Source organism: Klebsiella sp. K-Nf6 (assembly GCF_002806655.1).
Classification (GTDB): Bacteria; Pseudomonadota; Gammaproteobacteria; order Enterobacterales; family Enterobacteriaceae; genus Klebsiella; species Klebsiella variicola.
The window spans coordinates 62,247-86,823 of record NZ_PIBN01000020.1 but is presented as its reverse complement, the minus strand read 5'-3'; the positions used below and the strand labels follow the sequence as shown (position 1 = coordinate 86,823).

Below are 24,577 nucleotides of genomic sequence, written 5' to 3'. Positions count from 1 at the left end.
GGATTTTCACCTGTTCTAGTGGTGCAGCATCTCATCAACGATCTGTTCTTTATGCAGCGCATATGGATAATAGGTCGGCCAGTTATCCATCTCTTTCAGCAACGCCTCCTGTGATTCATTGCCCATGAAAATATGGAAATGCTGCGATTTACGCGGGCCAATGATATGGTCGCTGAACTGCACAAATTTCGGCGCGTTGGCATCGCCCTGCTGGCACTCAAACAGGTAACGTACGCCCTTCTTGCCGGAGGCGTAATGCAGAATTTTGTAGCCTGAATAGCGGTATTTGCAGCTGTTGACAACATCGCCAACGTGGAACTCAATCACATCATTTTCAATGCCAATCTGCTCCACATCGGTGGCGTAGCCCTTCTTATAATAGGCGCGATACTCCTCGACGCTCTTGCCGCCGGGCTTTTTCGCCTTCTGCTCCAGCACCGGGTCAAGGTCGCCGTTGAGCAGATACGGGTTTACCGACTGCCAGACGCCCTCCCAATCGCTCAGCGCGCGATCCTGCACATCTGTATCGGCAAAAATGCCTTCGCTGGCCTGACGCTCGACGTCGGTTAACGCCGGGCCATGGTTATGATTGCCGTGGGCAAACACCTGGGCGCTGACTAGCACCATGCCGAATCCAAAGGCCAGCAGGGGGATCTTTCTGGTCATTACTCTCTCCTGAGTTTGATATCAATGGCGACAAATTGTTACGATATAACATACCCTATCTGGGAAGCAAGCGTGACTGGCAAGCGCTTTTACCGCTGGAAAAATGTCCGGTATGATGAAAGAGGTGATGCGCTGAACGGAAGAACGATGGACAACGATATCAATCAACTTATTGATTCATTCCTAAAAAAGCAGAATGGTATCGGCCGGGTCTATTTTGCTGGCGAGATGCGCTCGCCTGCTGAGCCGGTAGTGCAGGTTGATTTTCCCCGTCTGAACATCATCATCGATGGGCAGTTGCCCGACCGGGTACTCGGCGAAAACGCCAGCCCTCTTGAGGCGAACGACGTGCTTTATATCCCTGGCGATAGCTGGAACTGCCCGCAGTGGCAGGCGCCCTGCCTGCTGTTAAGTATCCTGTTCGATAAGCAGCGGCTGGAGTGCTCGCTGCAGCACTGGAATGGCAAGGCGATAACCGTTGTCGAAAAGCGGCAGGCGCTGCGCCGCGGGCCGCGCGTCGGTTCATTTCTGCTGCAGGCGCTCAATGAGCTCCGGATGCAGCCGCAGGAGCAGCAAACCGCCCGCAGCATTGTCGTCAGCCTGCTCAGCCACTGCCATGACCTTCTCGGCAGCCAGGCGCAAACCTCCTCGCGCAGCCAGGCGCTGTTTGAGGCGATCCGCCAGTACATGGACGCCCATTATGCAGAGCCGCTGAGCCGGGAATCGGTGGCCCAGGCGTTCTATCTCTCCCCCAACTATCTTTCTCACCTGTTCCAGAAATGCGGGCCAATGGGCTTCAATGAATATCTGAACCATATTCGTCTTGAACAGGCCCGTATGCTGCTGAAGGGCCACGATATGAAAGTGAAAGATATCGCCCACGCCTGCGGCTTCGCCGACAGCAATTATTTCTGCCGCCTGTTTCGCAAAACCACCGAGCGCTCGCCGTCTGAATACCGCCGTCAGTATCATAGCCAGTTAACGGAAATATCTTCTCCGGCCAAAAACTAGATTTTTGTGTGTTAAACCTGACTTTTGTGCGCGCTTTTATTGCTGCATAACCCCACCATTGCCGATAAATGTGATCTAAATCATCCTTAATCGTGATGCGTACATTTATCCAGTTTTTGGCAAATTTGTCATCTGGCGGTCCTTCGAACGAAAGCCGTATGCTTACCTCAACGACAATATCGAATTAAGCATTGAGGAAAACACGATGGAACTCTATCTGGATACCGCCAACGTCGCCGAAGTGGAACGCCTGGCCCGCATCTACCCGCTGGCCGGGGTAACCACCAACCCGAGCATTATCGCCGCCGGTAAAACCCCGGTATGGGACGTGCTCCCACGCCTGCAGAAAGCCATCGGTCCGGAGGGCACCCTCTTCGCGCAGACTATGAGCCGCGATGCGCAGGGCATGGTGGAAGAAGCTAAACGCCTGAGCAACGCCGTGCCGGGCATTGTGGTTAAAATCCCGGTGACCCCCGAAGGCCTCGCCGCTATCAAAATGCTGAAGAAGGAAGGCATCCCGACCCTTGGCACCGCCGTCTACAGCGCTTCGCAAGGCCTGCTGGCCGCACTGGCCGGCGCAAAGTACGTCGCGCCTTACGTTAACCGCGTTGACGCCCAGGGCGGGGACGGCATCCGCATGGTACAGGAGCTGCAATCTCTGCTGGAAATGCATGCGCCCGAGAGCAAAGTGCTGGCGGCGAGCTTCAAAACGCCCCGTCAGGCGCTGGATTGCCTGCTGGCCGGCTGCGAAGCCATCACTCTTCCATTAGATGTAGCGCAACAAATGCTCGGCACCCCTGCGGTAGAGTCAGCCATAGAGAAGTTTGAACAGGACTGGAATAACGCCTTTGGCACGCTAAACCTGTAACCGGACCCGCGAGCCGCCTGCGGGCGGCAGCACGGTCATCGAGGAGGAATCGAAATGGATCGCATTATTCAATCACCAGGCAAATACATTCAGGGCGCAGGCGCTATCAAGCGCCTCGGCGACTATCTGAAGCCGCTGGCCGAACGCTGGCTGGTAGTCGGCGATAAGTTCGTACTGGGGTTTGCGGAAGAGATGCTGCGTAAAAGCCTGGCCGATGCTGGCCTGGCGGCCGAAATCGCGCCGTTTAGCGGTGAGTGTTCGCATAATGAAATCAATCGCCTGCGCGATATCGCCGGCAGCGCGAAATGCACCGCCGTGCTGGGGATCGGCGGTGGTAAAACGCTGGATACCGCAAAAGCATTGGCTCACTTTATGAATGTGCCGGTGGCGATCGCCCCCACCATCGCCTCTACCGATGCGCCGTGCAGCGCGCTCTCGGTGATTTATACCGACGAAGGGGAATTCGACAGCTACCTGATGCTGCCGCACAACCCCAACATGGTCATTGTCGATACGCAGATTGTTGCCGGCGCACCGGCCCGCCTGCTGGCCGCCGGGATTGGCGATGCGCTGGCCACCTGGTTCGAAGCCCGCGCCTGCTCCCGTAGCGGCGCCACCACCATGGCGGGCGGGAAATGCACTCAGGCGGCGCTGGCGCTGGCCGAGCTGTGCTACAACACCTTACTCGAAGAGGGTGAAAAAGCGATGCTGGCCGCCGAACAGCACGTGGTCACCCCGGCGCTGGAGCGAGTGGTGGAAGCCAATACCTACCTGAGCGGCGTGGGTTTCGAAAGCGGCGGTCTGGCGGCGGCGCACGCGATTCATAACGGCATGACGGCCATCCCTGACGCCCACCACTATTATCACGGGGAAAAAGTGGCGTTCGGTACCCTGACGCAGCTGGTGCTGGAAAATGCGCTGGTGGACGAAATAGAGACCGTCGCCGCGCTGTGCCACAGCGTTGGGCTGCCGATCACCCTGGCGCAGCTGGATATCAAAGGTGACATCCCGACCAAAATGCGCCTGGTGGCGGAAGCCGCCTGCGCTGAAGGCGAAACCATTCACAATATGCCGGGCGGCGTCGATTCCGACCAGGTCTACGCCGCGCTGTTGGTGGCCGACCAATACGGTCAGCGCTTCCTGCAGGAATGGGAATAAACCAGAGCAAAACACCCGGCATCAGCCGGGTGTTTTTTTATGTTTATCTGCCGGACGCGTCGCCCACAGGCTGCGCGAAACGGCAAGCACTCAGGCCGGGCGCACGCCCAGCGTATGGCAGATGGCGTAGCTCATCTCGGCGCGGTTCAGGGTGTAGAAATGGAAATCTTTTACCCCTTCCCGGCTTAAAATCTTCACCATGTCCATGGCGATATTCGCCCCCACCAGCTGACGGGTTTCGGCGTCGTTATCCAGCCCTTCGAACATTTTCGACATCCACACCGGGATACGGACGTTGGTCATATCCGCAAACTTTTTCGCCTGTTTAAAGTTGGAGACCGGCAGGATACCCGGAATGATTTCCACGTCGATGCCCGCCGAAACGCAGCGATCGCGAAAACGCAGGTAGCTTTCCACATCGAAGAAGAACTGGGTGATCGCGCGGTTGGCGCCCGCCTCGACTTTACGCTTCAGGTTCAGCAAATCCGCCTGTGCGCTTTTCGCTTCCGGATGCACTTCCGGATACGCGGCGACAGAGATATCGAAATCGCCCACCTCTTTCAGCAGCGTCACCAGATCGGCGGCATACATATCCGGTTTACCGCTGCCCGGCGGCAGGTCGCCGCGCAGGGCGACGATATGGCGAATACCGTTGTTCCAGTAATCCTGAGCGATAGTACGCAGCTCATCACGAGAGGCATCGATACAGGTCAGGTGCGGCGCTGCTTCCAGACCGGTTCGCTCTTTAATGCCTTTGATGATGCTGTGCGTGCGATCGCGCTCGCCAGAGTTCGCGCCATAGGTTACCGAAACAAATTTCGGTTTCAGACTGCTCAGGCGATCGATGGATTTCCACAGGGTTTGCTCCATTTCACTGGTGCGCGGCGGAAAGAATTCAAAAGACACATTAATCTGGCCCTGGACTTCCGCCAGGCTCTGATTCAGGGCTTCCCGCTGATTGGCGTGAAAAAAGCTCATACCTTACCTCATCAATCGCATGTAATGGCTGTTATATTGCGAACTTCTATACGTTTAGACGTCCAGATGTAAAAATGACGGAAAAGCGCGCGGGCGTCAATAGAAAAATCTGCGTAAAGAGTGAGGAATAGGCCTCTAAAATGAAAAAAATTCATCTTCCGACCAGAACTGATGCCGTGCAGGAAGAATTCGACCCGATGAAATTTGAAGCAGTTCAAAAAACCAACATCTCCCCATGATTGCCAGAGCGATTGTGATTGCAGCCGTTTATAGCTTGGTTCACATTAAGTAGAACGTTCTACTAGAACGTTCTACTTACGCAATAATGCTTATAAAATCTATTCGGGGATATCACCATGAGTCTGTGGTCAGGGTTCATAAAATCATTATCAAAACTGTCGATGATCGGCCGCGCCTTGATGCTGCCGATTTCGCTTCTCCCGGCCGCCGGCTTACTGTTGGCCTTCGGGGATAAATTCCATATGCCGCTGATGATGAACGCCGGCGGCATCATTTTTGATAATCTGCCAATGCTGTTCGCGATTGGTTCAGCCGTGGGGCTGGCATCAGAATCGGGCATCGCTGCGCTGTCGGCAGCCGTTTCCGTCTTTATCACCAACATCACCATCAGCACTGTGCTCGGCATTACGCCGGAGATGGCCTCTCAGGGCGGAAAATACGCCATGGTCGTCGGCATCCCGACGCTGCAGATGGGGGTTTTCGGCGGGCTTATCTGCGGTATTCTCGCGTCGTGGTGCTATAACCGCTTCCATGCGATGCAGTTGCCTGAATTCCTCGGTTTCTTCTCCGGTAAGCGCTTCGTGGCCATCGCCACGGCGTTTCTCTCGTTTATTCTTGGCCTGCTGTTGCCTTATGTCTGGCAACATATCCAGGCCGGTATCGACTCACTGTCGATGGTGGTGAATGGCGACAACCAGGCCGCATCGACCTTTATTTTCGGCCTCGTTGAACGGGCGCTGATCCCGCTGGGGCTGCACCACATCTGGTATCCGTCCTTCTGGTACTCTTTCGGCGATTACACCACCCAGGCAGGCCAGGTGATCCACGGCGACCAGACCATCTGGTTTAAGATGCTGGAAGAAGGGGTGAAATCCTTTAGCTCCGACAGCTACCAAAACGCCGGTAAATTTATGCAGGGGGAATTCCCGCTGATGCTGTTCGCGCTGCCGGCCGCCTGTCTGGCGATGTATCACGAAGCGCATACTAAGAATAAAAAAATCGCGGCCGGTATCCTGTTCTCCGCCGCGCTGACCTGTTTCCTGACCGGCATTACCGAGCCCGTAGAATTTACCTTTATCTTCGTGGCGCCGATCCTGTACGTCTTCAACGCCATCATGGCGGGGCTCTCGTACATGACGATGTATCTCCTGCATGCGCATATCGCTAAATCTTTCTCCGCAGGGCTTATCGACTATATCTCCTTCGGTATTCTGCCGTCGCTCAACGGCTATCAAACCCACTTCCTCAACGCGGTGATTGTTGGCGTACCGATGGGGCTGATTTATTATTTCACCTTCCGCTTCGTTATCCGCCGTTTCGATGTGAAAACGCCGGGCCGCACCGATATCACGGTCACTGCCGATGATAAAACCGATGCGGAGCTGGCGACCGAGATCGTCAATCTTCTCGGCGGTTCACAAAATATCGATTCCGTCGGAGCCTGCATCACCCGCCTGCGCCTGGAAGTGGCTGAGCGCGATGCGGTTGATAAAGATGGCCTCAACGGCATCGGCGCGCGCGGGGTGGTCTTCGTCGGCGATAACGGCATCCAGATTATTTTTGGCGCCAGAGCGCAATTTATCGCACAAACCATGTCGGGGATGATTGGCAAATAACAAGAAGGTGTTATGGTGTGGAAATAGGCTTGCCGTGGGTAAGCCTATGTCTGCGATCTGACGGTTATACACGCGTTATCATGGAGCGATTTTGAAGAAAGTCAGCATTATAGATGTGGCGAAACTGGCCGGCGTCTCCGTTTCAACAGTCTCGCTGGTATTACGTCAGAAAGGGAAGATCTCCGACGCGACCATCGAAAAAGTCAACGCGGCCATCCAGGAACTTGGCTATGTGCATAACGTTGCCGCCGCTAATCTCCGCGCCAACACCACCAACCTGATCGGCCTGATCCTGCGCGACTTCAACGACAGTTTTTCCATCAAGGTGATGGCGAATATCGTCCAGGAGCTCGAAAAGCAGGGCTATATGGTCATTCTCGGCCAGCCGCGCGACGATCATGACTATCTGGCCCGCTGCCTGCTGTCGTTTAAACAGCAGGGCGTCGCCGGCGTGATATATCTTGATGCCAACACCACCAGCAATGCGTTGCCCGAGGCCTTACAGGCATGTCCGCTGCCGCTGGTCGCGGTCTCGCAAACGCTGCTCACCGGCCACCATGATCAGGTGGTCCGCGATAACCGCCAGGCCGCCAGCATCGCCACCCGTTATCTGATTGAGCGCGGCCATCGCTACATCGCCTACATCGGCGGACAGGATAACGACCTGATCCGTCAGCAGCGGCTGCTTGGCTTATTCAGCACACTGGAGAAAAACGGCATGACGGTGCGGGAAGAATTTGCCCCCGCCTGCAGCGACAACACCCAGGCCGCCAGTATCGCCACCCGCCAATTGCTGGAAAAAAATAATGCCATTACCGCCCTGCTGTGCCACTCGCCGGATGCAATGATTGGCTGCCTCAGCGGTATTCATCAGGTTGGACGCACGGTGGGAAAAGATGTCTTTCTCACTCAGCAGGTGGCGCTGGTGGGTTTCGAAGACATGATGCACGTGAATTTAACCTCGCCATCCTTCACTTACGTCTCTTCCGCCAGCGAAGAGACAGGACGTCAGGTTGCCTCGCTCATTATCCGCAAAATCAAAGAGCCTGCCCTGCCGACCCAGCGCATTACCCTTTCCGGACAGCTGGTGGCTCGAGAGTCAGCCTGAGGCTAGCGAGTCGTCAGATGGTCATCCAGCAGAGAAAGCCATTGCTGCACGGATTCTGCCTGGTGAGGCGCATAAACCACGCCAAGGCTTAACGGCATGCTGTCGCCTTCAGCGACAGGACAGAACACCACCCCCTGACGCTGGATCGCGGAAAAGGACGCCGGCAGCAGGATCATGCCTTCGCCACGCGCAATTCGCGCAAGCAGTACATCATGTTCGGCAGGCTCCTCCACGTAAGCGGGGGAATAGCCAGCCCGGTCGAAAATACGTCGCGTGTAGTCAAAGAAATCGGGATTACGCTCGCGTTTAAACCAGAACAGCGGTCGGTGATTGAGCGCGCGTAGCGCTAACGCTGGGCTGGCGGCTTCCGGCCAGGAGGCGGGCAATGCCGCAATGAGCGGCTCATGATACGGCAAAGGATGCAGGTGCAGCCCTTCGGTATTCAGCGGCAGCGCGACCAGCGCCGCATCGAGTTTGCCTTTGCGCACCTGCTGAGCCAGCGCCGGCGAGGCGTGGCGAGTGATATGCAACGTGCGGGTATGTTTACTCAGCGCAGATTCAACGGCGGCGAAAATGCCCTGTTCAAAGGCGGTGGTCAATCCCAGACGCAAGGGCTGCGGCGAGTGAGCGGAGAGCTGGCTCAATGCCGCCAGCGTGCGCGCCTGGAGCGCCAGCATCGGTCGAATAATCTCCAGCACTTCTCTTCCCGCGTCGGTAAGGATCAGGCCTTTGCTGTGGCGCTGAAACAGCGTCACCCCTAGTTGAGCTTCCAGTTGACGCATATGACGGCTCAGCGGCGGCTGCGAGATAAATAACCGCTGCGCCGCCCGGCTGATGTTATTTTCTTCCGCCACCACGGCAAAGGCGCGCAGCAGGCGAATATCCAGGGAATGTAATCGCGAAGTTGTCATACTGAAAAGGTATCACGAAAAGGGTATTACTCAAGTCCGGCAAACTTCCCTACCCTTCCTCTTAACGCATCATCACAGAGAGGAAAAAACGATGTCCAGCGAACGTTATATCACCGGTCAGGAAATGCTGCAGCGGGTGGATGGCAGCGGCGGGGAAGCCGTCGTCGACAGCCTGCAGGATATCGCCCCCGATTTCGCCCGCTATCTGATTGAGTTCCCCTTCGGCGATATTTACGCCAGGCCGGGGCTCGATTTACGCAGCCGGGAAATCGCTACTATTGCCGCGCTCACCGCGCTGGGTAACGCCGCGCCACAGCTGAAAGTACACATTGCCGCAGGATTAAATGTCGGCCTGACACAAGAGGAGATAACGGAAGTGATCATGCAGATGGCGGTCTACGCCGGATTCCCGGCGGCGCTCAACGGCCTGTTTGCCGCCAAAGCGGTTTTTGCGGCGCACTAACAAAAAAGACCAGGCAGCGCCTGGTCTTTTTCTCGGAACTACAGCAGCTGCGCCAGACGGTTAATATCCGACTGGATCGCTCCGGCGGTCACATCGCGCCCGGCGCCGGGTCCGCGGATCACCAGCGGGTTATCGCGATACCAGCGGCTTTCGATGGCGAACACGTTATCGCACGGCAGCAGCGCCGCCAGCGGGTGCTCTTCGCGTACCGCTTCCACGCCGACGCGTGCTTTGCCGTTAGCATCAAAGCGCGCCACGTAGCGGAGCACCAGCCCCATCTCGCGGGCCGCTTCCAGACGCTGCAGCATTTGCTCGTTCAGCTCTTCGCCATTTTCAAAGAAGTGATCGACCGACCCCTCTTCGCAGTGTGCAGGGACCAGTGATTCCACACGGACCTGATCCGGTTCGATGTCATAACCCGCTTCCCGCGCGAGGATCACCAGCTTACGCATCACATCCTTACCGGACAGATCGACGCGCGGATCCGGCTCGGTCAGCCCCTGCTGCCAGGCCTGATCCACCAGGTCGGTGAACGGCACGGTGCCATCAAACTGCAGGAACAGCCAGGAGAGCGTTCCCGAGAAGATACCGCTCAGACCGAGGATGGTATCGCCGCTGTCGATCAGATCGCGCACCGTATGGTTCACCGGCAAACCCGCGCCAACGGTAGCGTTATACAGCCAGTGGCGACCCGTCTTCTCAAACGCGTCGTGGATCTGGCGATATTTATCACTGCTGCTGGCGCCCGCCAGCTTGTTGGCGCTGATCACGTGGAAGCCATGGCTGGCGAAATCAAGGTACTGGTCGGCCAACTGTTCGCTGGCGGTGACGTCCAGCACCACTAAATCATCGTACGGATGCGCGCGCATCCACAGGAACAGCGACTCTTCATCCTGCTCCACCGCTTCATCGTTGAAGAAGGCCAGCGCCCGGCTGGCATCCAGCCCGTCGTAGTTCAGCAGGCTGCGTTTACTGTCGACTACGCCGGCGAGAACAAACTCGAAGCCAGTACGCGCCGACAAGGTGGTTTGTTCGCGGGCAAACAGCTCCAGCCAGCGGGAGCCAATGTTCCCTTTGCCGAACAGCATCAGGCCAATACGCTTCTCTGCACGAAACAAGGTCTGATGCAGACCCTGGATCAGGCTTTCCGTTGGCCCGGCGCGCAACACGGCCACCAGGCTGATCCCCTCTTCGGACTGCCAGGTGAACTCCACCGGTTGCCCTTTCAGTTGCTGCCAGAAACGATGGCAGTGCAGTGGGTTACGGGTGACTCCCGCGCCCACCATCGCCACCAGCGCCAGCTTCTGACGCAGACGCAGCTCGCCCGGCAGACCCGCTTCATCGAGCAGCTTCAGCGCGCTGTCGGCTACCTCAGAGGTATAACAGAACTGCAGCAGCTTGCGGTCGGCATGGATGCCAACGGCTAATGGACGCAGCTGGGCGCGTTTGAGCAAGGCGTCCAGCTCTTTATGCGCCAGTTTGAAATCGTGGCTGGCCGGCACCTGGAACTCCACCAGGCAGACGTCGTCATGACTGGTGACAATCCGCGCGCCGGTACCGGAGGCCAGCACGCGCTCAATGCGCGTAGAGCCCTGTTCCGGCGTATAGCTACAGCGTAACTGCAGATCGATATCGCTGGCGGACACCGGCTGCAGCGTGCGGGCGTGGAGCACTGGAGCGGCCAGACGCGCCAGCTCGCTGGCTTCATCCAGACGCAGCAGCGGCAGCAGACAGGCATCTTTGACCTTACGCGGATCCGCGCTGTACACCCCGGCGACATCACTCCAGATGGTGACGCGAGAGGCGCCCGCCAGCGCACCGATCTGCGTGGCGGAGTAGTCAGACCCGTTACGGCCCAGCAGGACGGTTTCTCCGGCCTGGTTGCGGGAGATAAAGCCGGTCACCACCAGACGTTTATTCGGATGTTGCGCCATCAGCTGTTGCAGCAGTGGATAAGATAATCCTTCATCCACCTGCGGCTGCGCGGCGCGTTCCGCACGCAGGAAAGCGCGCGCGTCCAGCCAGGCCGCTTCCATACCCAGCTGGTTAAGGACCGCCGCCATCAGGCGCGCGGACCAGACTTCACCATGGCCGACCACTTCCGCATAAACCGCTTCGGTAACCCCGCCATCAAGCAATCCTGCCAGACGCTCAAGGTCATGGATGAAGGCGGCAATTAACGTATCCGCCGCCGCAGGCTCCACCAGACCTCCAATCAGCTCGGTCTGATAACGGCGAAGCGACTGCTGAACCTGATGCGCAGCAAGGCGATCGCTCTGGCTAAGTTTAAGCCAGCTGATCAGCTGGTTGGTGGTGCTGCCAGCGGCGGAGACGACCATCATGTCGCCCGCCTGCGAATATTCCTTCATGATCCCCGCGACGCGCAGGTAACATTTCGCATCCGCTAAACTACTCCCACCAAATTTGTGCAGCTGACGACCCTTCGCCCCTGCCTGCGCAATCACACTCATTTTTATTCCTCGTTTGCTGCCCGGAAGCCATTTTCCAGGTCGGCAATTAAATCTTCACCATCTTCAATACCGGTTGAAATACGCAGAAGCGTTTCTGAAATTCCGGCGGCGGCACGCGCTTCAGGCGCCATGCCGGCATGCGTCATCGTTGCCGCATGGGAAATCAGGCTTTCAACGCCCCCCAGCGATTCCGCCAGTGTAAACAGCGACAGCCCGCTCAGGAAACGGCGCAGCGTCTGCTCGTCACCGTCCAGCTCGAAGCTTAACATTGCGCCAAAACCTTTTTGCTGACGCGCCGCAATTTCATGCCCCTGGTTTTCCGGCAGCGACGGATGATACAGCTTTTTCACCAGCGGCTGGGTTTTCAGATACTCAACGATCGCCTGGGCATTGCGCTGCGCCACTTCCATACGCGGAGACAGCGTCCGCAGACCGCGCAGCAACAAATAGCTGTCGAAGGCGCCGCCGGTGACGCCAATATTATTCGCCCACCATGCCAGTTCGGTGACAGTCGCCGGATCTTTGGCAATCACCACCCCGGCAACCACATCGGAGTGGCCATTCAGGTATTTAGTACAAGAATGCAACACCAGATCGGCACCCAGCGCCAGCGGGTTTTGCAGCGCCGGGCTCAGGAAGGTGTTGTCCACCACGCTCACCGCGCCTGCCTCACGCGCCAGACCACAGATTTTCGCAATATCCACCACCCGCAGCAATGGATTACTTGGGCTTTCGACCAGCACCAGCTTCGGTTTTTCCGCCAACGCCGCCCGCAGCGCCTGCTCATCATTTTGATCGACGAACTGGACGCGATAACAGCCGCGCTTCGCCAGGCTGTCGAACAGACGGTAGCTGCCGCCGTAGCAGTCGTGCGGCGCCACCAGCAGATCGCCCGGCTTAAGGAACACCGTCGTCACCAGCAGGATCGCCGACATACCGGTATTGGTCAGCACCGCGCCGGCGCCACCTTCCAGCTCCGCTAAGGCGCGCTGCACCACATCACGCGTCGGGTTGCCGCGGCGGGAGTAGTCGTGGGCGCGAGGTTCATTAAAGCCGGTGAAGTTATAAGTACTGGAAAGGTGAATCGGCGGGACAACGCAACCGTACTGCTCGTCGTCATTTAAACCGCTACGCACTGCGATGGTGGCCTGTTTACGCGTCATGTTGGGAAGTTCCTGGGCTGAATCGGTGAAAAGTCAGGCTCCAGAGTAAACATTGTCACAATAGACGTCAATACATCTGGACATCTAAACTTCTTTGCGTATAGATTGAGCAAAGTGCAAATAGCCGTTAAAATTATATGCATTAGCGCACGTCGGTAGCGGCTTATCTCATGTTAGAAAGCGCGCTCATACGGTAAACTACGCGCAATTATAGCCCGGGCGGAATATTCTGGCCCTTCACTAATAAACAGAGGATTAAGGTATCTCATGGCTGAATGGAGCGGCGAATATATCAGCCCATACGCTGAGCACGGTAAGAAGAGTGAGCAAGTAAAGAAAATTACGGTTTCCATTCCTCTGAAGGTGTTAAAAATCCTCACCGATGAACGCACGCGTCGTCAGGTGAACAACCTGCGTCACGCGACCAACAGCGAGCTGCTGTGCGAAGCGTTCCTGCATGCCTTTACCGGACAACCGTTGCCTAACGATGAAGACCTGCGTAAAGAGCGCAGCGATGAGATCCCGGAAGCGGCGAAAGAGATTATGCGTGAACTGGGGATCGACCCGGATACGTGGGAATACTGAGTTGATAAAAAGGGCGGAAGCAATCTTCCGCCCTTTTTTGTGTCCCGCTCAGGCTGGCGAGAGGCACAAAAAAGCCGCCCTGAGGCGGCTTCTTCTGGCAACTTACTTGCTGCCCGGGATGCTGAAGCGCTTGTTGAAGCGGTCAACACGGCCACCGGTAGCAACATCACGCTGTTTGCCGGTGAAGAACGGGTGGCATTTACCGCACACGTCGAGGTTCAGGTCGTGACCAACGGTGGAACGGATTTTCATGACATTACCGCAAGAACAGGTAGCAGTAATTTCTTCGTATTTTGGGTGAATACCTTTTTTCATGGGAGAACCTCAGTTAAGGCCGCGTCGCTCTTCCAGCCCTAACGCCAGACACCACGCGATATTAATAATTTCCCGTCGTCTTCCACGCTGCTGACAGCGCGAAGCGTACGGTAATGGTCAATCTCCAATGCGGTATAAAGTGCATTGAAGGCGGCGAATCATACAGAATTTGACCAGCATATGCAAACTGATCCGCGCCGCCTTATCGTAATGTGTATACTATCCCGCCAGATTTCAAGTCAGGAAGATGACATGCCCGTCGCCCACGTTGCCCTACCCGTTCCGCTACCGCGCACCTTTGACTATCTGCTGCCTGATGGCATGGCGGTCAAAGCGGGCTGTCGGGTGCGGGTGCCGTTCGGCAAACAGGAGCGGATCGGCATTGTCGCGGCGGTGAGCGAGCGCAGCGAGCTGCCGCTGGATGAACTCAAACCGGTCGCCGAAGCGCTGGACGACGAGCCGGTCTTCTCCGGCACCGTCTGGCGACTGCTGATGTGGGCGGCTGAGTATTACCATCATCCGATTGGCGATGTGCTGTTCCATGCGCTGCCCATTCTGCTGCGCCAGGGCAAACCCGCCAGCGCTACGCCGCTGTGGTACTGGTTCGCCACCGAGCAGGGGCAGGCTGTCGACCTCAACGCTCTGAAACGCTCCCCAAAGCAGCAGCAGGCGCTGGCGGCGCTGCGCCAGGGAAAGATCTGGCGTCATCAGGTTAGCGAACTGGAATTTAATGAAGCGGCGCTGCAGGCGCTGCGTGGCAAAGGGCTGGCGGAGCTGGCCTGTGAAGCGCCCGTCCTCACCGACTGGCGCAGCACGTATTCGGTTGCCGGCGAGCGCCTGCGTCTGAATACCGAACAGGCCACCGCCGTCGGGGCGATCCACAGCGCTGCCGATCGCTTCTCCGCCTGGCTACTGGCAGGCATCACGGGCTCAGGGAAAACGGAAGTCTACTTGAGCGTGCTGGAGAATGTACTGGCGCAGGGGCGCCAGGCGCTGGTGATGGTGCCGGAGATCGGCCTGACGCCGCAAACTATCGCCCGTTTTCGCCAGCGCTTTAATGCGCCGGTGGAAGTGCTGCACTCCGGACTCAATGACAGCGAACGTCTCTCGGCCTGGCTGAAGGCGAAAAACGGCGAAGCGGCCATTGTGATAGGCACTCGCTCCTCGCTGTTTACCCCGTTTAAAGATCTCGGCGTCATCGTCATCGACGAAGAGCATGACAGCTCCTACAAACAGCAGGAGGGCTGGCGCTACCACGCCCGCGACCTGGCGGTATGGCGCGCTCACAGCGAACAGATCCCGATTATTCTCGGCTCGGCGACGCCGGCGCTGGAGACCCTGCACAACGTCCGCCAGGGCAAATATCGGCAGTTAACCTTAAGCAAACGCGCGGGCAACGCGCGTCCAGCCCAGCAGCACGTGCTCGACCTGAAAGGACAGGTGCTGCAGGCGGGTCTGTCACCCGCGCTGATCAACCGCATGCGCCAGCATCTGCAGGCGGATAACCAGGTGATCCTGTTTCTTAACCGCCGCGGCTTTGCGCCAGCGCTGCTGTGCCACGACTGCGGCTGGATCGCGGAGTGCCCGCGCTGCGACAGCTACTATACGTTGCACCAGGCGCAGCACCATCTGCGCTGCCACCATTGCGACAGTCAGCGCCCTATCCCGCGCCAGTGCCCTTCCTGCGGTTCCACACATCTGGTGCCGGTGGGTATCGGCACCGAGCAACTGGAGCAGTCCCTGACACCGCTGTTCCCTGGCGTGCCTATCTCGCGTATCGACCGCGATACCACCAGCCGTAAAGGGGCGCTTGAGGAACATCTCGCCGCGGTCCATCGCGGCGGCGCGCGTATTTTGATCGGCACCCAAATGCTGGCCAAAGGCCATCACTTCCCGGACGTGACCCTCGTCTCCCTGCTGGACGTCGACGGGGCACTGTTTTCCGCTGATTTCCGTTCCGCAGAGCGTTTCGCTCAGCTCTATACCCAGGTCTCCGGACGAGCGGGCAGGGCAGGAAAACAGGGCGAAGTGATCCTGCAAACCCACCATCCGGAGCACCCTCTGCTGCAGACCCTGCTGTATAAAGGCTACGACGCTTTTGCCGAGCAGGCGCTGGCAGAGCGGCAGACGATGCAGCTACCGCCGTGGACCAGCCACGTGTTGATTCGTGCTGAAGACCATAACAACCAGCAGGCGCCGCTGTTTTTACAGCAATTGCGCAATCTACTGCAGGCCAGCCCGCTGGCCGACGATAAACTGTGGGTGCTCGGTCCGGTTCCGGCGCTGGCGCCGAAGCGCGGCGGCCGCTGGCGCTGGCAAATATTACTGCAGCATCCTTCGCGGGTGCGCCTGCAGCACATCGTCAGCGGTACGCTGGCGTTAATCAATACGCTACCGGAGGCGAGAAAAGTGAAATGGGTGCTGGATGTCGATCCTATTGAAGGGTAAGGCTTCTCTTGCGAGCCGGATCGAAAAATTCAACAAGCATCACGTTTTTCATGAAAATTCTGTAACTCACTGCCGCGACTATCTGATAAAAATGATGCAGCAGTTAGCGCGCAAGGGAAATGTCAGCGCCATTCAGCGAGGAGAAACCAGGTGAAGCCCAAAAAACAAGTGGTTGCCGCCACCATGAAAGACGTCGCTCTCAAAGCAAACGTTTCCACGGCAACCGTGTCCCGAGCGTTGATGAACCCTGATAAGGTGTCGCAAGCCACCCGTAGCCGGGTCGAACAGGCGGCGCTGGAAGTCGGCTATTTACCGCAGTCGCTCGGGCGAAATATGAAGCGCAACGAATCGCGGACGATCCTCGTGATCGTGCCGGATATCTGCGATCCCTTTTTTAGTGAAGTCATCCGCGGAATTGAAGTCACTGCCGCCGAGCACGGTTATCTGGTGTTAATCGGCGATTGCGCTCACCAGAACCAGAAAGAAAAAACCTTTATCGACCTTATCATCACCAAGCAGATCGACGGCATGGTGCTGCTCAGCTCGCGCCTGCCGTTTGACGCCAGCGTGGAAGAGCAGCGCAATTTGCCGCCGATGGTTATGTCGAACGAATTCGCGCCGGAGCTGGAACTGCCCACCGTCCATATCGATAACCTGACGGCGGCCTTTAACGCGGTGAACTATCTCCACGAGCTGGGACACCAGCGTATCGGCTGTATCGCCGGCCCGGAAGATATGCCGCTGTGCCATTATCGCCTGCAGGGTTATGTGCAGGCGCTGCGCCGCAGCGGTATCACCGTCGATCCGCACTATATCGCTCGCGGCAACTTTACCTTCGAAGCCGGCGCCAACGCGCTGGAGCAGCTGCTGTCACAGCCGATACCGCCCACCGCGGTCTTCTGCCATAGTGATGTGATGGCGCTGGGCGCCTTGTCGCTGGCGAAACGCCGCGGCCTGAAGGTGCCGGACGACCTGTCGATTGTCGGCTTCGATAACATCGCGTTGTCTGAATTTTGCGATCCGCCGTTGACCACCGTTTCACAGCCGCGTTTTGATATCGGCCGTGAAGGAATGCTGCTATTACTTGAGCAAATGCAGGGTCATAACGTGAACAGCGGCTCGCGTCTGCTCGACTGCGAACTGATTGTTCGCGGCAGTACGCAAAAAATCAGACGATAACCATCAGGCTTTCGGGCCTGCACTTCTGGTCAAAGGCCCGCCGCTTAAGTAACATGGCGGGCTGACGAACGAATATAAGACAGCGAAACGATAGTGGCACAACGAGATTATGTACGCCGCAGCCAACCGGCTTCTTCGCGGCGCAAAAAGAGCACGACCCGAAGCTCAAGGAATAAGCAAAGCAGCCTTCCGGCGATTTCACCGGCTATGGTGGCGATCGCGGCGGCTGTGCTGGTGGCCTTTATCGGTGGACTTTATTTCATTACGCACCATAAGAAAGAAGAAGCGGAAGCGATGCAAAATCGCCAGGCCGCCGGTAACGGCTTGCCGCCAAAACCGGAAGAGCGCTGGCGCTATATCAAAGAGCTGGAAAGTCGCCAGCCTGGCGTTCGCGCGCCGACCGAACCGACTGCCGGTGGCGAGGTGATGAAACCGGAACAGCTGACCGACGAGCAGCGCCAGCTGCTCACCCAGATGCAGGCCGATATGCGCCAGCAGCCAACCCAGCTGACCGAAGTGCCGTGGAACGAACAAACCCCGGCGCAGCGCCAGCAGACGCTGCAGCGTCAGCGTTTAGCACAGCAACAGCAGCAGGCACAGCAGCAGCAGTGGGCGCAAACTCAGCCGCAGACCGTGCAGCAGCAGCCGCGCGTCCAGCAGCCGAAGCCAGTGCAGCAGCAACAGCCAAAGCAGACCGCGTCGAACCAGCAGCCGTACCAGGATCTATTGCAGACGCCGGCGCATACCAATACCACGCAGCCACGTACGCAGGCCGCCGCGCCGGTGACCCGCGTGGAGGAAGCGCCGAAAGCCGCTGCCGCCGAGAAGAAAGACGATCGTAGCTGGATGATCCAGTGCGGCTCCTTTAAAGGCGCCGAGCAGGCCGAAACCGTCCGCGCTCAGCTGGCTTTCGAAGGATTCGCTTCGCACATCACCACTAATAACGGCTGGAACCGCGTAGTCATTGGTCCGCTGAAAGGCAAAGAAAGCGCCAACGAGATGATCACCCGCCTGAAGATGGCCGGACACGCGAACTGCATTCGTCTCGCCGCCAGGGGTTGAAACCCTCAAAATCCCCCCCATCTATAATTGCATTCGGCCCCGCGGACAGCGCGGGGCCCCTGTTCCGCTTTTGCAACCAAGGGGTCTGCTCGTGACTACAATTGTAAGTGTTCGCCGTAACGGCCATGTTGTTATTGCCGGTGATGGCCAGGCCACGCTGGGCAACACCGTGATGAAGGGCAACGTGAAGAAAGTGCGTCGTCTGTACAACGACAAAGTGATTGCCGGTTTCGCTGGCGGCACTGCTGACGCCTTCACGCTGTTCGAACTGTTTGAACGTAAACTGGAAATGCACCAGGGCCATCTGGTGAAGGCCGCCGTTGAGCTGGCCAAAGACTGGCGAACCGATCGGATGTTGCGCAAGCTGGAAGCGCTGCTGGCCGTCGCGGACGAAAACGCGTCGCTTATCATCACCGGTAACGGCGACGTGGTACAGCCAGAAAACGATTTGATTGCTATCGGCTCCGGCGGTCCTTACGCCCAGGCCGCGGCCCGCGCGCTGCTGGAAAACACCGATATGGGCGCGCGCGACATCGCCGAGAAAGCGTTGGATATTGCAGGTGATATCTGCATCTATACCAACCATTTCCACACCATCGAAGAATTACCTTCTAAAGCGTAAGGATCTCCCATGTCTGAAATGACCCCACGCGAAATTGTCAGCGAACTGGACAAACACATTATCGGCCAGGACGCCGCCAAGCGTTCTGTTGCTATTGCCCTGCGTAACCGCTGGCGCCGGATGCAGCTTAATGAAGAGCTGCGTCATGAAGTCACGCCGAAAAACATTCTGATGATCGGCCCAACCGGCGTCGGTAAAACCGAGATTGCCCGTCGTCTGGCGAAACTGGCCAACGCGCCGTTTATTAAAGTTGAAGCGACCAAGTTCACCGAAGTGGGCTATGTTGGTAAAGAAGTGGACTCGATCATCCGCGATCTGACCGATGCGGCGATCAAAATGGTTCGCATGCAGTCCATCGATAAGAACCGTTACCGCGCGGAAGAGCTGGCGGAAGAGCGCGTACTTGACGTGCTGATCCCACCGGCGAAAAACAACTGGGGCCAGGCTGAACAGCCGCAGGAACCCTCTGCTGCGCGCCAGGCGTTCCGCAAGAAACTGCGTGAAGGCCAGCTGGACGATAAAGAGATTGAAATCGATCTCGCTGCGGCGCCGATGGGCGTTGAAATCATGTCCCCTCCGGGCATGGAAGAGATGACCAGCCAACTGCAGTCCATGTTCCAGAACCTCGGTGGCCAGAAGCAGAAACCGCGTAAGCTGAAAATCAAAGACGCGATGAAGCTGCTGATTGAAGAAGAAGCGGCCAAGCTGGTCAACCCGGAAGAGCTGAAGCAGGAAGCCATCGACGCTGTAGAACAGCACGGTATCGTCTTTATCGACGAAATCGACAAAATCTGTAAGCGCGGCGGCAACTCCTCCGGCCCGGACGTGTCTCGTGAAGGCGTACAGCGCGACCTGCTGCCGCTGGTTGAAGGCTGCACCGTCTCCACCAAGCACGGGATGGTTAAGACCGACCACATCCTGTTTATCGCCTCCGGCGCGTTCCAGGTGGCCAGTCCGTCCGATCTGATCCCTGAGCTGCAGGGGCGTCTGCCGATCCGCGTTGAGCTGAAGGCGCTGACCACCCATGACTTCGAGCGCATCCTGACCGAGCCGAACGCCTCCATCACCGTGCAGTACAAAGCGCTGATGGCGACCGAAGGGGTGAGCATCGATTTCACTGAAGACGGTATCAAGCGTATCGCCCAGGCCGCATGGCAGGTAAACGAAACCACCGAGAATATCGGTGCGCGTCGCCTGCACACCGTGCTGGAGCGTCTGGTGGAAGATATTTCCTATGATGCCAGCGAGATGAACGGCCAGACCGTCATTATCGATGCCGAATATGTGAGTAAACACCTGGATGTTCTGGTGGCAGATGAAGATCTGAGCCGTTTTATCCTATAATCCGGTGCAATGCATTTTCATCACTGTTGATGGGGGCTATAGCCCCCATTTTTATTGGCTAAAATAACTATGACTGATATCAGCCGTTCTCAGGCGTGGCTGGAAAGCCTGCGTCCTAAAACGTTACCACTGGCGTTTGCCGCGATTATTGTTGGCACCACCCTTGCCTGGCAGCAGGGCCATTTTGATCCCTGGGTTGCTCTGCTGGCGCTGATCACCGCCGGCTTGCTGCAAATTCTTTCTAATCTGGCCAATGACTACGGCGACGCGGTCAAGGGGAGTGATAAACCGGATCGCATCGGGCCGCTGCGCGGCATGCAGAAAGGGGTGATTACCCCCCAGCAGATGAAGCGCGCCCTCATCGTCACCGTCGCGCTGATCTGTCTGTTTGGTCTGGCGCTGTTGTGCGCTGCATGGCAGAGCGTCGGCGATTTTATCGGCTTCCTTGTGCTGGGTGGCCTGTCCATCGTGGCCGCCATCACCTACACGGTGGGCACCCGCCCGTATGGTTATATTGGCCTGGGTGATATCTCGGTACTCATTTTCTTCGGCTGGTTGAGCGTCCTCGGCAGCTGGTATCTGCAAGCGCACAATGTGGAAGCCGCCATTTTTCTGCCGGCGACGGCCTGCGGTCTGCTGGCGACCGCCGTGCTGAACATCAATAATCTGCGCGATATCGACAGCGACCGGCAGAACGGGAAGAACACCCTCGCCGTGCGCCTGGGGCCGGTCAATGCCCGTCGCTATCATGCTTGCCTGCTGTTCGGCTCCCTGCTGTGCCTGGCGCTGTTTAATCTGCTGGCGCTGCATTCTGTGTGGGGCTGGCTGTTTATTCTCGCCACGCCGCTGCTGGTCAAACAGGCGCGCTACGTCCTGCGCGAACCTGATCCGGTAGCGATGCGGCCGATGCTCGAAAAGACGGTTAAAGGGGCCTTACTGACCAACCTGCTGTTTGTCATCGGAATTATTGCCAGTAAGCTGATGGCTTAACTGACAAATATCAATTAACAATTGATGATTTTGCCAACAATGGGATTCGCGGGATATACTAAAAACTCTCGCAGCAACTGAACGTTAAGCCTATGAAATACGATACTTCCGAGCTTTGTGACATCTACCAGGAAGATGTCAACGTCGTGGAACCGCTGTTCTCTAACTTTGGAGGACGGTCGTCGTTTGGTGGACAAATCATTACGGTAAAATGTTTCGAGGATAACGGGTTGCTCTATGATCTGCTCGAGCAGAATGGCCGTGGTCATATTCTCCTGATCGACGGCGGCGGCTCAGTACGACGCGCGTTAATTGACGCCGACCTGGCGCGTCTCGCCGTACAGAATGAATGGGAAGGGTTAGTGGTCTATGGCGCGGTGCGCCAGGTGGACGACCTTGAGGAACTGGACATCGGCATCCAGGCGCTGGCGGCAATTCCGGTCGGCGCAGCTGGCGAAGGTATCGGCGAAAGCGACGTGCGCGTCAATTTCGGCGGGGTGACCTTCTTCTCCGGCGACCATCTGTATGCCGATAACACCGGGATGATCCTGTCGGAAGACCCGCTGGATATCGAATAAACCCTCCGCCATAAAAAAGGCCTTCTCCATGAGAAGGCCTTTTGTTTATCCGACGCGCAACTTAGTACAGTTTCTTCGCGCAATCCAGCCAGTCGTTCTTGAACGGACGCTTCATGTTCTCGATGGCATCGATAATGTCGTGGTGCACCAGCTTCTCATTCTGAATGCCGACGCAACGACCACCTTGTCCCTGCAGCAGCAGTTCAATCGCATAAGCGCCCATACGGGAAGCCAGGATACGGTCGTAAGGAACCGGGGAACCGCCACGCTGAATGTGGCCAAGAACGGTAGCGCGAGTTTCACGGCCGGTTTCTTTCTCGATGTAGCTTGCCAGCTCGTCAACGTCGCACATGTGCTCGGTAATCGCCACGATAGCGTGTTTTTTCCCTTTCGCGATACCGGCTTTGATTTCAGCGACCAGATCGTCACGGGTGTATTCCACTTCCGGCACCATGATGAACTCACAGCCGCCAGCAATCGCCGCCGCCAGGGTCAGGTCGCCGCAGTAACGGCCCATCACTTCCACCACGGAGATACGCTGGTGTGAAGAAGAGGTGTCGCGCAGACGGTCAATCGCTTCCACCACGGTGCTCAGGGCGGTGAAAAAGCCGATGGTGTAGTCAGTGCCTTTGATATCGTTGTCGATGGTGCCAGGCAGGCCGATGCACGGGAAGCCCATCTCGGTCAGGCGCATTGCGCCCATATAGGACCCGTCACCACCGATAACCACCAGCGCGTCCAGGCCGCGCTTCTTCATGTTTTCGATAGCCACAGCGCGAATGTGTTCTTCGCGGAATTCCGGGAAGCGAGCGGAGCCCAGGAAGGTGCCGCCGCGGTTGATCATGTCGGAAACGCTGTAACGGTCGAGCTGAACCATACGGTCTTCATACAATCCGAGGTAACCGTCATAGATTCCAAAAACTTCCAGACCTTCCGTTAATGCCGCGCGCACAACGCCACGAATTGCTGCGTTCATGCCCGGCGCATCACCGCCACTTGTCAACACACCGATTTTCTTAATCATGACTACCTCTGAACTTAGGAAGCAAAAAATAATTCTGTTGCCTGAAGCGCTCCCTCACCAGGAGTGCACGACGCTAATGACAATAGTATATCAAACGCCTCAAGCTGAATTGATTCAGGTCAGACCAAACGGCGGTAATTTATACAAAAAATGCCGATCTGCCCCACATTTTTACATCGAGTTTACAGACTATAACCTAACGCTCAAAAAAGCCCTGCTGCGCCGCTGGCACTACAGAACTGGGATCCTGATGGATAATGACATCGGAACCCGGGAAACGGCGCAGAATCGCCTGCTCCACCTGGTCTGCAATCACGTGGGCTTGCACCAGCGGGAGGTTATCTTCCATTTCCAAATGAATCTGAATAAAGCGGGTCGGCCCTGACTGCCGCGTTCGTAGATCGTGCGCCCCGCGGATGCCGGGCCATGCGGTCACGATGGTGATAATGTCCTGACGCTCCTCGTCAGGCAAGGCGCGGTCGAGTAGTGACTGAACCGCCTCATAGCCCATCCGCAGCGCGCTATATAAAATATAGATGCCAATTCCTAATGCAAACAACGCATCGGCGCGATGCCAGCCATACCAGGAAAGGCCCAGCGCCACCAGAATGGCGCCGTTCATCATAACATCAGACTGATAATGAAGCATATCTGCCCGCACCGCCTGGCTCTGGGTTTTTCGCACCACCCAGCGCTGGAAGGTCACCAGCGCCAGCGTGCTGAACAAGGCGATCAACGTGACGACGACCCCAACGCCAGCGGCCTGCAGCGGCTCCGGACGCACCAGGTGCTGAATGCCGGTGAGAAACAGAAACAGCGCCGAGCCGGAGATAAACATGCTTTGCGCCAGCGCCGCCAGCGATTCCGCTTTGCCGTGGCCAAAGGTATGCTCTTCATCAGCAGGTTGCAGCGAATAGCGAACCACCAGCAGGTTGGTCAGCGAGGCGGCAATATCCACCAGTGAATCCACCAGCGCAGCCAGAATACTGACTGAACCGGTATACCACCACGCAAAAATTTTGATCAAAAGTAACGCGGAGGCCATGGCCGTCGCGGCGATAGCGGCGCGGCTGACCAACCGGCCATAAGATTGATTCATATAGGCTCCTTCTCCTGCAATGCGCTTAGTATAACCTGAACTTGTGACGCTCACGGGATACGCGAAGAAGTTGATTTGCCGAAAAAAGGGCAAAAAAAACCCCCACATCATGTGGGGGAAGACAGGGATGGTGTCTATGGCAAGGAAAACAGGGTTTGTTACTGGGGTTGCAGGGTGTTGCTACTACTCGAAAGCATCATTGCTGAGCCTTTCTGCATCCTTGCAACCTCACGCAACTGATCCATACGTTGCTGGTGCTTAGCATTTAAAACCGCTTGCTGCTCTGGCGTAAGCAGGTGGTACATCTGGTTGCGGACCTTAGCCATTTCGACCTGGCGAGCAACCTGTTCCTGCGCCATTTTTTCTGCCTGAGCGCGCACAGCGTTTTCATCAAAATTTTCTGCGGTGACAAGGCGATGCATTGTCTCCATTTCGCTAACATTAACGGGGAGCCTATCATGGCGTGCCCGTTGCATAAGATCCCGTAACTGCTGACGTTGCTGCTCGGTTAAACTTATGCCGTCAAACATATGGCTCTGGCTACCGCGCTGTCCCCCTTCGTCTCCGGGGAGCCAGTTAACGCTGGTAACGACTTCAGCGGCCTGGCTATATGCACTTAGCGCCAGCGTTGAGGCCATGACGGCAGCGATAACATTGCGCATCACATACTCCCAAAAC

At 57.1% G+C, this 24,577-nt stretch carries 23 protein-coding genes; 14 read left to right on the top strand and 9 right to left on the bottom strand.

The window, feature by feature from the left end; translation table 11 throughout:
• Nucleotides 1–15 precede the first annotated feature (15 nt).
• Nucleotides 16–666, bottom strand: coding sequence for a metal-binding protein ZinT (gene zinT / locus CWM61_RS24980; protein WP_100632131.1), 651 nt, complete (start codon nt 664–666; stop codon nt 16–18).
• A gap of 24 nt (nt 667–690) precedes the next feature.
• Here zinT and CWM61_RS24975 point away from each other — a divergent pair, with 24 nt between their 5' ends.
• From CWM61_RS24975 to gldA, 3 genes are all read left to right on the top strand, one after another.
• Nucleotides 691–1,677, top strand: coding sequence for a helix-turn-helix domain-containing protein (locus tag CWM61_RS24975; RefSeq protein WP_165785313.1), 987 nt, complete (start codon nt 691–693; stop codon nt 1,675–1,677).
• A 205-nt stretch (nt 1,678–1,882) separates the two neighbouring features.
• Nucleotides 1,883–2,545: a fructose-6-phosphate aldolase gene (fsa, locus tag CWM61_RS24970; RefSeq protein ID WP_074387442.1), complete on the top strand. Its 663-nt coding sequence runs from the start codon at nt 1,883–1,885 to the stop codon at nt 2,543–2,545.
• A gap of 54 nt (nt 2,546–2,599) precedes the next feature.
• Nucleotides 2,600–3,703: a bifunctional L-1,2-propanediol dehydrogenase/glycerol dehydrogenase gene (gene gldA, locus CWM61_RS24965; protein WP_100632130.1), complete on the top strand. Its 1,104-nt coding sequence runs from the start codon at nt 2,600–2,602 to the stop codon at nt 3,701–3,703.
• A gap of 90 nt (nt 3,704–3,793) precedes the next feature.
• Here the strand turns inward: gldA and metF are convergent, their stop codons facing one another.
• Entirely contained in the window at nt 3,794–4,681 is an 888-nt protein-coding gene (metF, locus tag CWM61_RS24960; protein WP_002882952.1) for a methylenetetrahydrofolate reductase, read from the bottom strand.
• A 356-nt stretch (nt 4,682–5,037) separates the two neighbouring features.
• On the opposite strand from metF, the gene CWM61_RS24955 reads away from it, so the two are divergent.
• On the top strand, nt 5,038–6,537 hold the full coding sequence (locus CWM61_RS24955) for a PTS transporter subunit EIIC (RefSeq protein ID WP_032736927.1): 1,500 nt from the start codon (nt 5,038–5,040) through the stop codon (nt 6,535–6,537).
• 91 nt (nt 6,538–6,628) lie between these two features.
• Entirely contained in the window at nt 6,629–7,645 is a 1,017-nt protein-coding gene (malI, locus tag CWM61_RS24950) for a Mal regulon transcriptional regulator MalI (protein ID WP_100632129.1), read from the top strand.
• Nucleotides 7,646–7,647: 2 nt separating this feature from the next.
• Here the strand turns inward: malI and CWM61_RS24945 are convergent, their stop codons facing one another.
• Nucleotides 7,648–8,556 (bottom strand): LysR family transcriptional regulator, encoded by a 909-nt coding sequence (locus tag CWM61_RS24945; RefSeq protein WP_100632128.1) that lies wholly within the window; start codon nt 8,554–8,556, stop codon nt 7,648–7,650.
• 91 nt (nt 8,557–8,647) lie between these two features.
• Between CWM61_RS24945 and CWM61_RS24940 the strand changes: the two genes are divergently transcribed.
• Nucleotides 8,648–9,019, top strand: coding sequence for a carboxymuconolactone decarboxylase family protein (locus CWM61_RS24940; protein ID WP_016162053.1), 372 nt, complete (start codon nt 8,648–8,650; stop codon nt 9,017–9,019).
• Nucleotides 9,020–9,057: 38 nt separating this feature from the next.
• On the opposite strand, the gene CWM61_RS24935 is transcribed toward CWM61_RS24940, so the two are convergent.
• Together CWM61_RS24935 and metB are read right to left on the bottom strand one after the other, a co-directional pair.
• Nucleotides 9,058–11,490 (bottom strand): bifunctional aspartate kinase/homoserine dehydrogenase II, encoded by a 2,433-nt coding sequence (locus CWM61_RS24935; RefSeq protein ID WP_049008645.1) that lies wholly within the window; start codon nt 11,488–11,490, stop codon nt 9,058–9,060.
• Nucleotides 11,491–11,492: 2 nt separating this feature from the next.
• On the bottom strand, nt 11,493–12,653 hold the full coding sequence (gene metB, locus CWM61_RS24930; protein WP_061156231.1) for a cystathionine gamma-synthase: 1,161 nt from the start codon (nt 12,651–12,653) through the stop codon (nt 11,493–11,495).
• Between the two features lie 267 nt (nt 12,654–12,920).
• Between metB and metJ the strand changes: the two genes are divergently transcribed.
• The gene (gene metJ, locus CWM61_RS24925) at nt 12,921–13,238 is read left to right on the top strand and encodes a met regulon transcriptional regulator MetJ (RefSeq protein WP_004107547.1); all 318 of its coding nucleotides are present in this window, start codon (nt 12,921–12,923) and stop codon (nt 13,236–13,238) included.
• A gap of 102 nt (nt 13,239–13,340) precedes the next feature.
• Here the strand turns inward: metJ and rpmE are convergent, their stop codons facing one another.
• Nucleotides 13,341–13,553, bottom strand: coding sequence for a 50S ribosomal protein L31 (gene rpmE / locus CWM61_RS24920; protein ID WP_008807868.1), 213 nt, complete (start codon nt 13,551–13,553; stop codon nt 13,341–13,343).
• Between the two features lie 252 nt (nt 13,554–13,805).
• Between rpmE and priA the strand changes: the two genes are divergently transcribed.
• From priA to rraA, 7 genes are all read left to right on the top strand, one after another.
• Entirely contained in the window at nt 13,806–16,001 is a 2,196-nt protein-coding gene (gene priA / locus CWM61_RS24915; RefSeq protein ID WP_061156232.1) for a primosomal protein N', read from the top strand.
• A gap of 150 nt (nt 16,002–16,151) precedes the next feature.
• A complete protein-coding gene (gene cytR / locus CWM61_RS24910; RefSeq protein ID WP_061156233.1) occupies nt 16,152–17,180 on the top strand; it encodes a DNA-binding transcriptional regulator CytR in 1,029 nt (342 codons plus the stop codon).
• Between the two features lie 93 nt (nt 17,181–17,273).
• Entirely contained in the window at nt 17,274–18,242 is a 969-nt protein-coding gene (gene ftsN, locus CWM61_RS24905; protein WP_100632127.1) for a cell division protein FtsN, read from the top strand.
• A 91-nt stretch (nt 18,243–18,333) separates the two neighbouring features.
• Nucleotides 18,334–18,864, top strand: coding sequence for an ATP-dependent protease subunit HslV (gene hslV / locus CWM61_RS24900; RefSeq protein WP_002882918.1), 531 nt, complete (start codon nt 18,334–18,336; stop codon nt 18,862–18,864).
• Between the two features lie 9 nt (nt 18,865–18,873).
• Nucleotides 18,874–20,208: an HslU--HslV peptidase ATPase subunit gene (gene hslU / locus CWM61_RS24895; RefSeq protein ID WP_061156235.1), complete on the top strand. Its 1,335-nt coding sequence runs from the start codon at nt 18,874–18,876 to the stop codon at nt 20,206–20,208.
• 69 nt (nt 20,209–20,277) lie between these two features.
• Complete coding sequence (menA, locus tag CWM61_RS24890; protein ID WP_061156236.1) at nt 20,278–21,198, top strand: 1,4-dihydroxy-2-naphthoate polyprenyltransferase; 921 nt, start codon at nt 20,278–20,280, stop codon at nt 21,196–21,198.
• 92 nt (nt 21,199–21,290) lie between these two features.
• A complete protein-coding gene (gene rraA, locus CWM61_RS24885; RefSeq protein WP_002882913.1) occupies nt 21,291–21,776 on the top strand; it encodes a ribonuclease E activity regulator RraA in 486 nt (161 codons plus the stop codon).
• 61 nt (nt 21,777–21,837) lie between these two features.
• On the opposite strand, the gene pfkA is transcribed toward rraA, so the two are convergent.
• The 3 genes from pfkA to cpxP form a co-directional block, all read right to left on the bottom strand.
• Entirely contained in the window at nt 21,838–22,800 is a 963-nt protein-coding gene (pfkA, locus tag CWM61_RS24880) for a 6-phosphofructokinase (RefSeq protein WP_061156237.1), read from the bottom strand.
• 196 nt (nt 22,801–22,996) lie between these two features.
• Entirely contained in the window at nt 22,997–23,899 is a 903-nt protein-coding gene (gene fieF / locus CWM61_RS24875) for a CDF family cation-efflux transporter FieF (protein WP_008807873.1), read from the bottom strand.
• A 158-nt stretch (nt 23,900–24,057) separates the two neighbouring features.
• Nucleotides 24,058–24,561 (bottom strand): cell-envelope stress modulator CpxP, encoded by a 504-nt coding sequence (cpxP, locus tag CWM61_RS24870; RefSeq protein ID WP_004178004.1) that lies wholly within the window; start codon nt 24,559–24,561, stop codon nt 24,058–24,060.
• Nucleotides 24,562–24,577: the final 16 nt, after the last annotated feature.

Coding starts and splice junctions, on each gene's coding strand:
- zinT (WP_100632131.1), bottom strand. CDS start 666: ATGACCAGAAAGATCCCCCTGCTGGCCTTTGGATTCGGCATGGTGCTA.
- CWM61_RS24975 (WP_165785313.1), top strand. CDS start 691: ATGGCGACAAATTGTTACGATATAACATACCCTATCTGGGAAGCAAGC.
- fsa (WP_074387442.1), top strand. CDS start 1,883: ATGGAACTCTATCTGGATACCGCCAACGTCGCCGAAGTGGAACGCCTG.
- gldA (WP_100632130.1), top strand. CDS start 2,600: ATGGATCGCATTATTCAATCACCAGGCAAATACATTCAGGGCGCAGGC.
- metF (WP_002882952.1), bottom strand. CDS start 4,681: ATGAGCTTTTTTCACGCCAATCAGCGGGAAGCCCTGAATCAGAGCCTG.
- CWM61_RS24955 (WP_032736927.1), top strand. CDS start 5,038: ATGAGTCTGTGGTCAGGGTTCATAAAATCATTATCAAAACTGTCGATG.
- CWM61_RS24945 (WP_100632128.1), bottom strand. CDS start 8,556: ATGACAACTTCGCGATTACATTCCCTGGATATTCGCCTGCTGCGCGCC.
- CWM61_RS24940 (WP_016162053.1), top strand. CDS start 8,648: ATGTCCAGCGAACGTTATATCACCGGTCAGGAAATGCTGCAGCGGGTG.
- CWM61_RS24935 (WP_049008645.1), bottom strand. CDS start 11,490: ATGAGTGTGATTGCGCAGGCAGGGGCGAAGGGTCGTCAGCTGCACAAA.
- metB (WP_061156231.1), bottom strand. CDS start 12,653: ATGACGCGTAAACAGGCCACCATCGCAGTGCGTAGCGGTTTAAATGAC.
- metJ (WP_004107547.1), top strand. CDS start 12,921: ATGGCTGAATGGAGCGGCGAATATATCAGCCCATACGCTGAGCACGGT.
- rpmE (WP_008807868.1), bottom strand. CDS start 13,553: ATGAAAAAAGGTATTCACCCAAAATACGAAGAAATTACTGCTACCTGT.
- priA (WP_061156232.1), top strand. CDS start 13,806: ATGCCCGTCGCCCACGTTGCCCTACCCGTTCCGCTACCGCGCACCTTT.
- hslU (WP_061156235.1), top strand. CDS start 18,874: ATGTCTGAAATGACCCCACGCGAAATTGTCAGCGAACTGGACAAACAC.
- menA (WP_061156236.1), top strand. CDS start 20,278: ATGACTGATATCAGCCGTTCTCAGGCGTGGCTGGAAAGCCTGCGTCCT.
- rraA (WP_002882913.1), top strand. CDS start 21,291: ATGAAATACGATACTTCCGAGCTTTGTGACATCTACCAGGAAGATGTC.
- pfkA (WP_061156237.1), bottom strand. CDS start 22,800: ATGATTAAGAAAATCGGTGTGTTGACAAGTGGCGGTGATGCGCCGGGC.
- fieF (WP_008807873.1), bottom strand. CDS start 23,899: ATGAATCAATCTTATGGCCGGTTGGTCAGCCGCGCCGCTATCGCCGCG.
- cpxP (WP_004178004.1), bottom strand. CDS start 24,561: ATGCGCAATGTTATCGCTGCCGTCATGGCCTCAACGCTGGCGCTAAGT.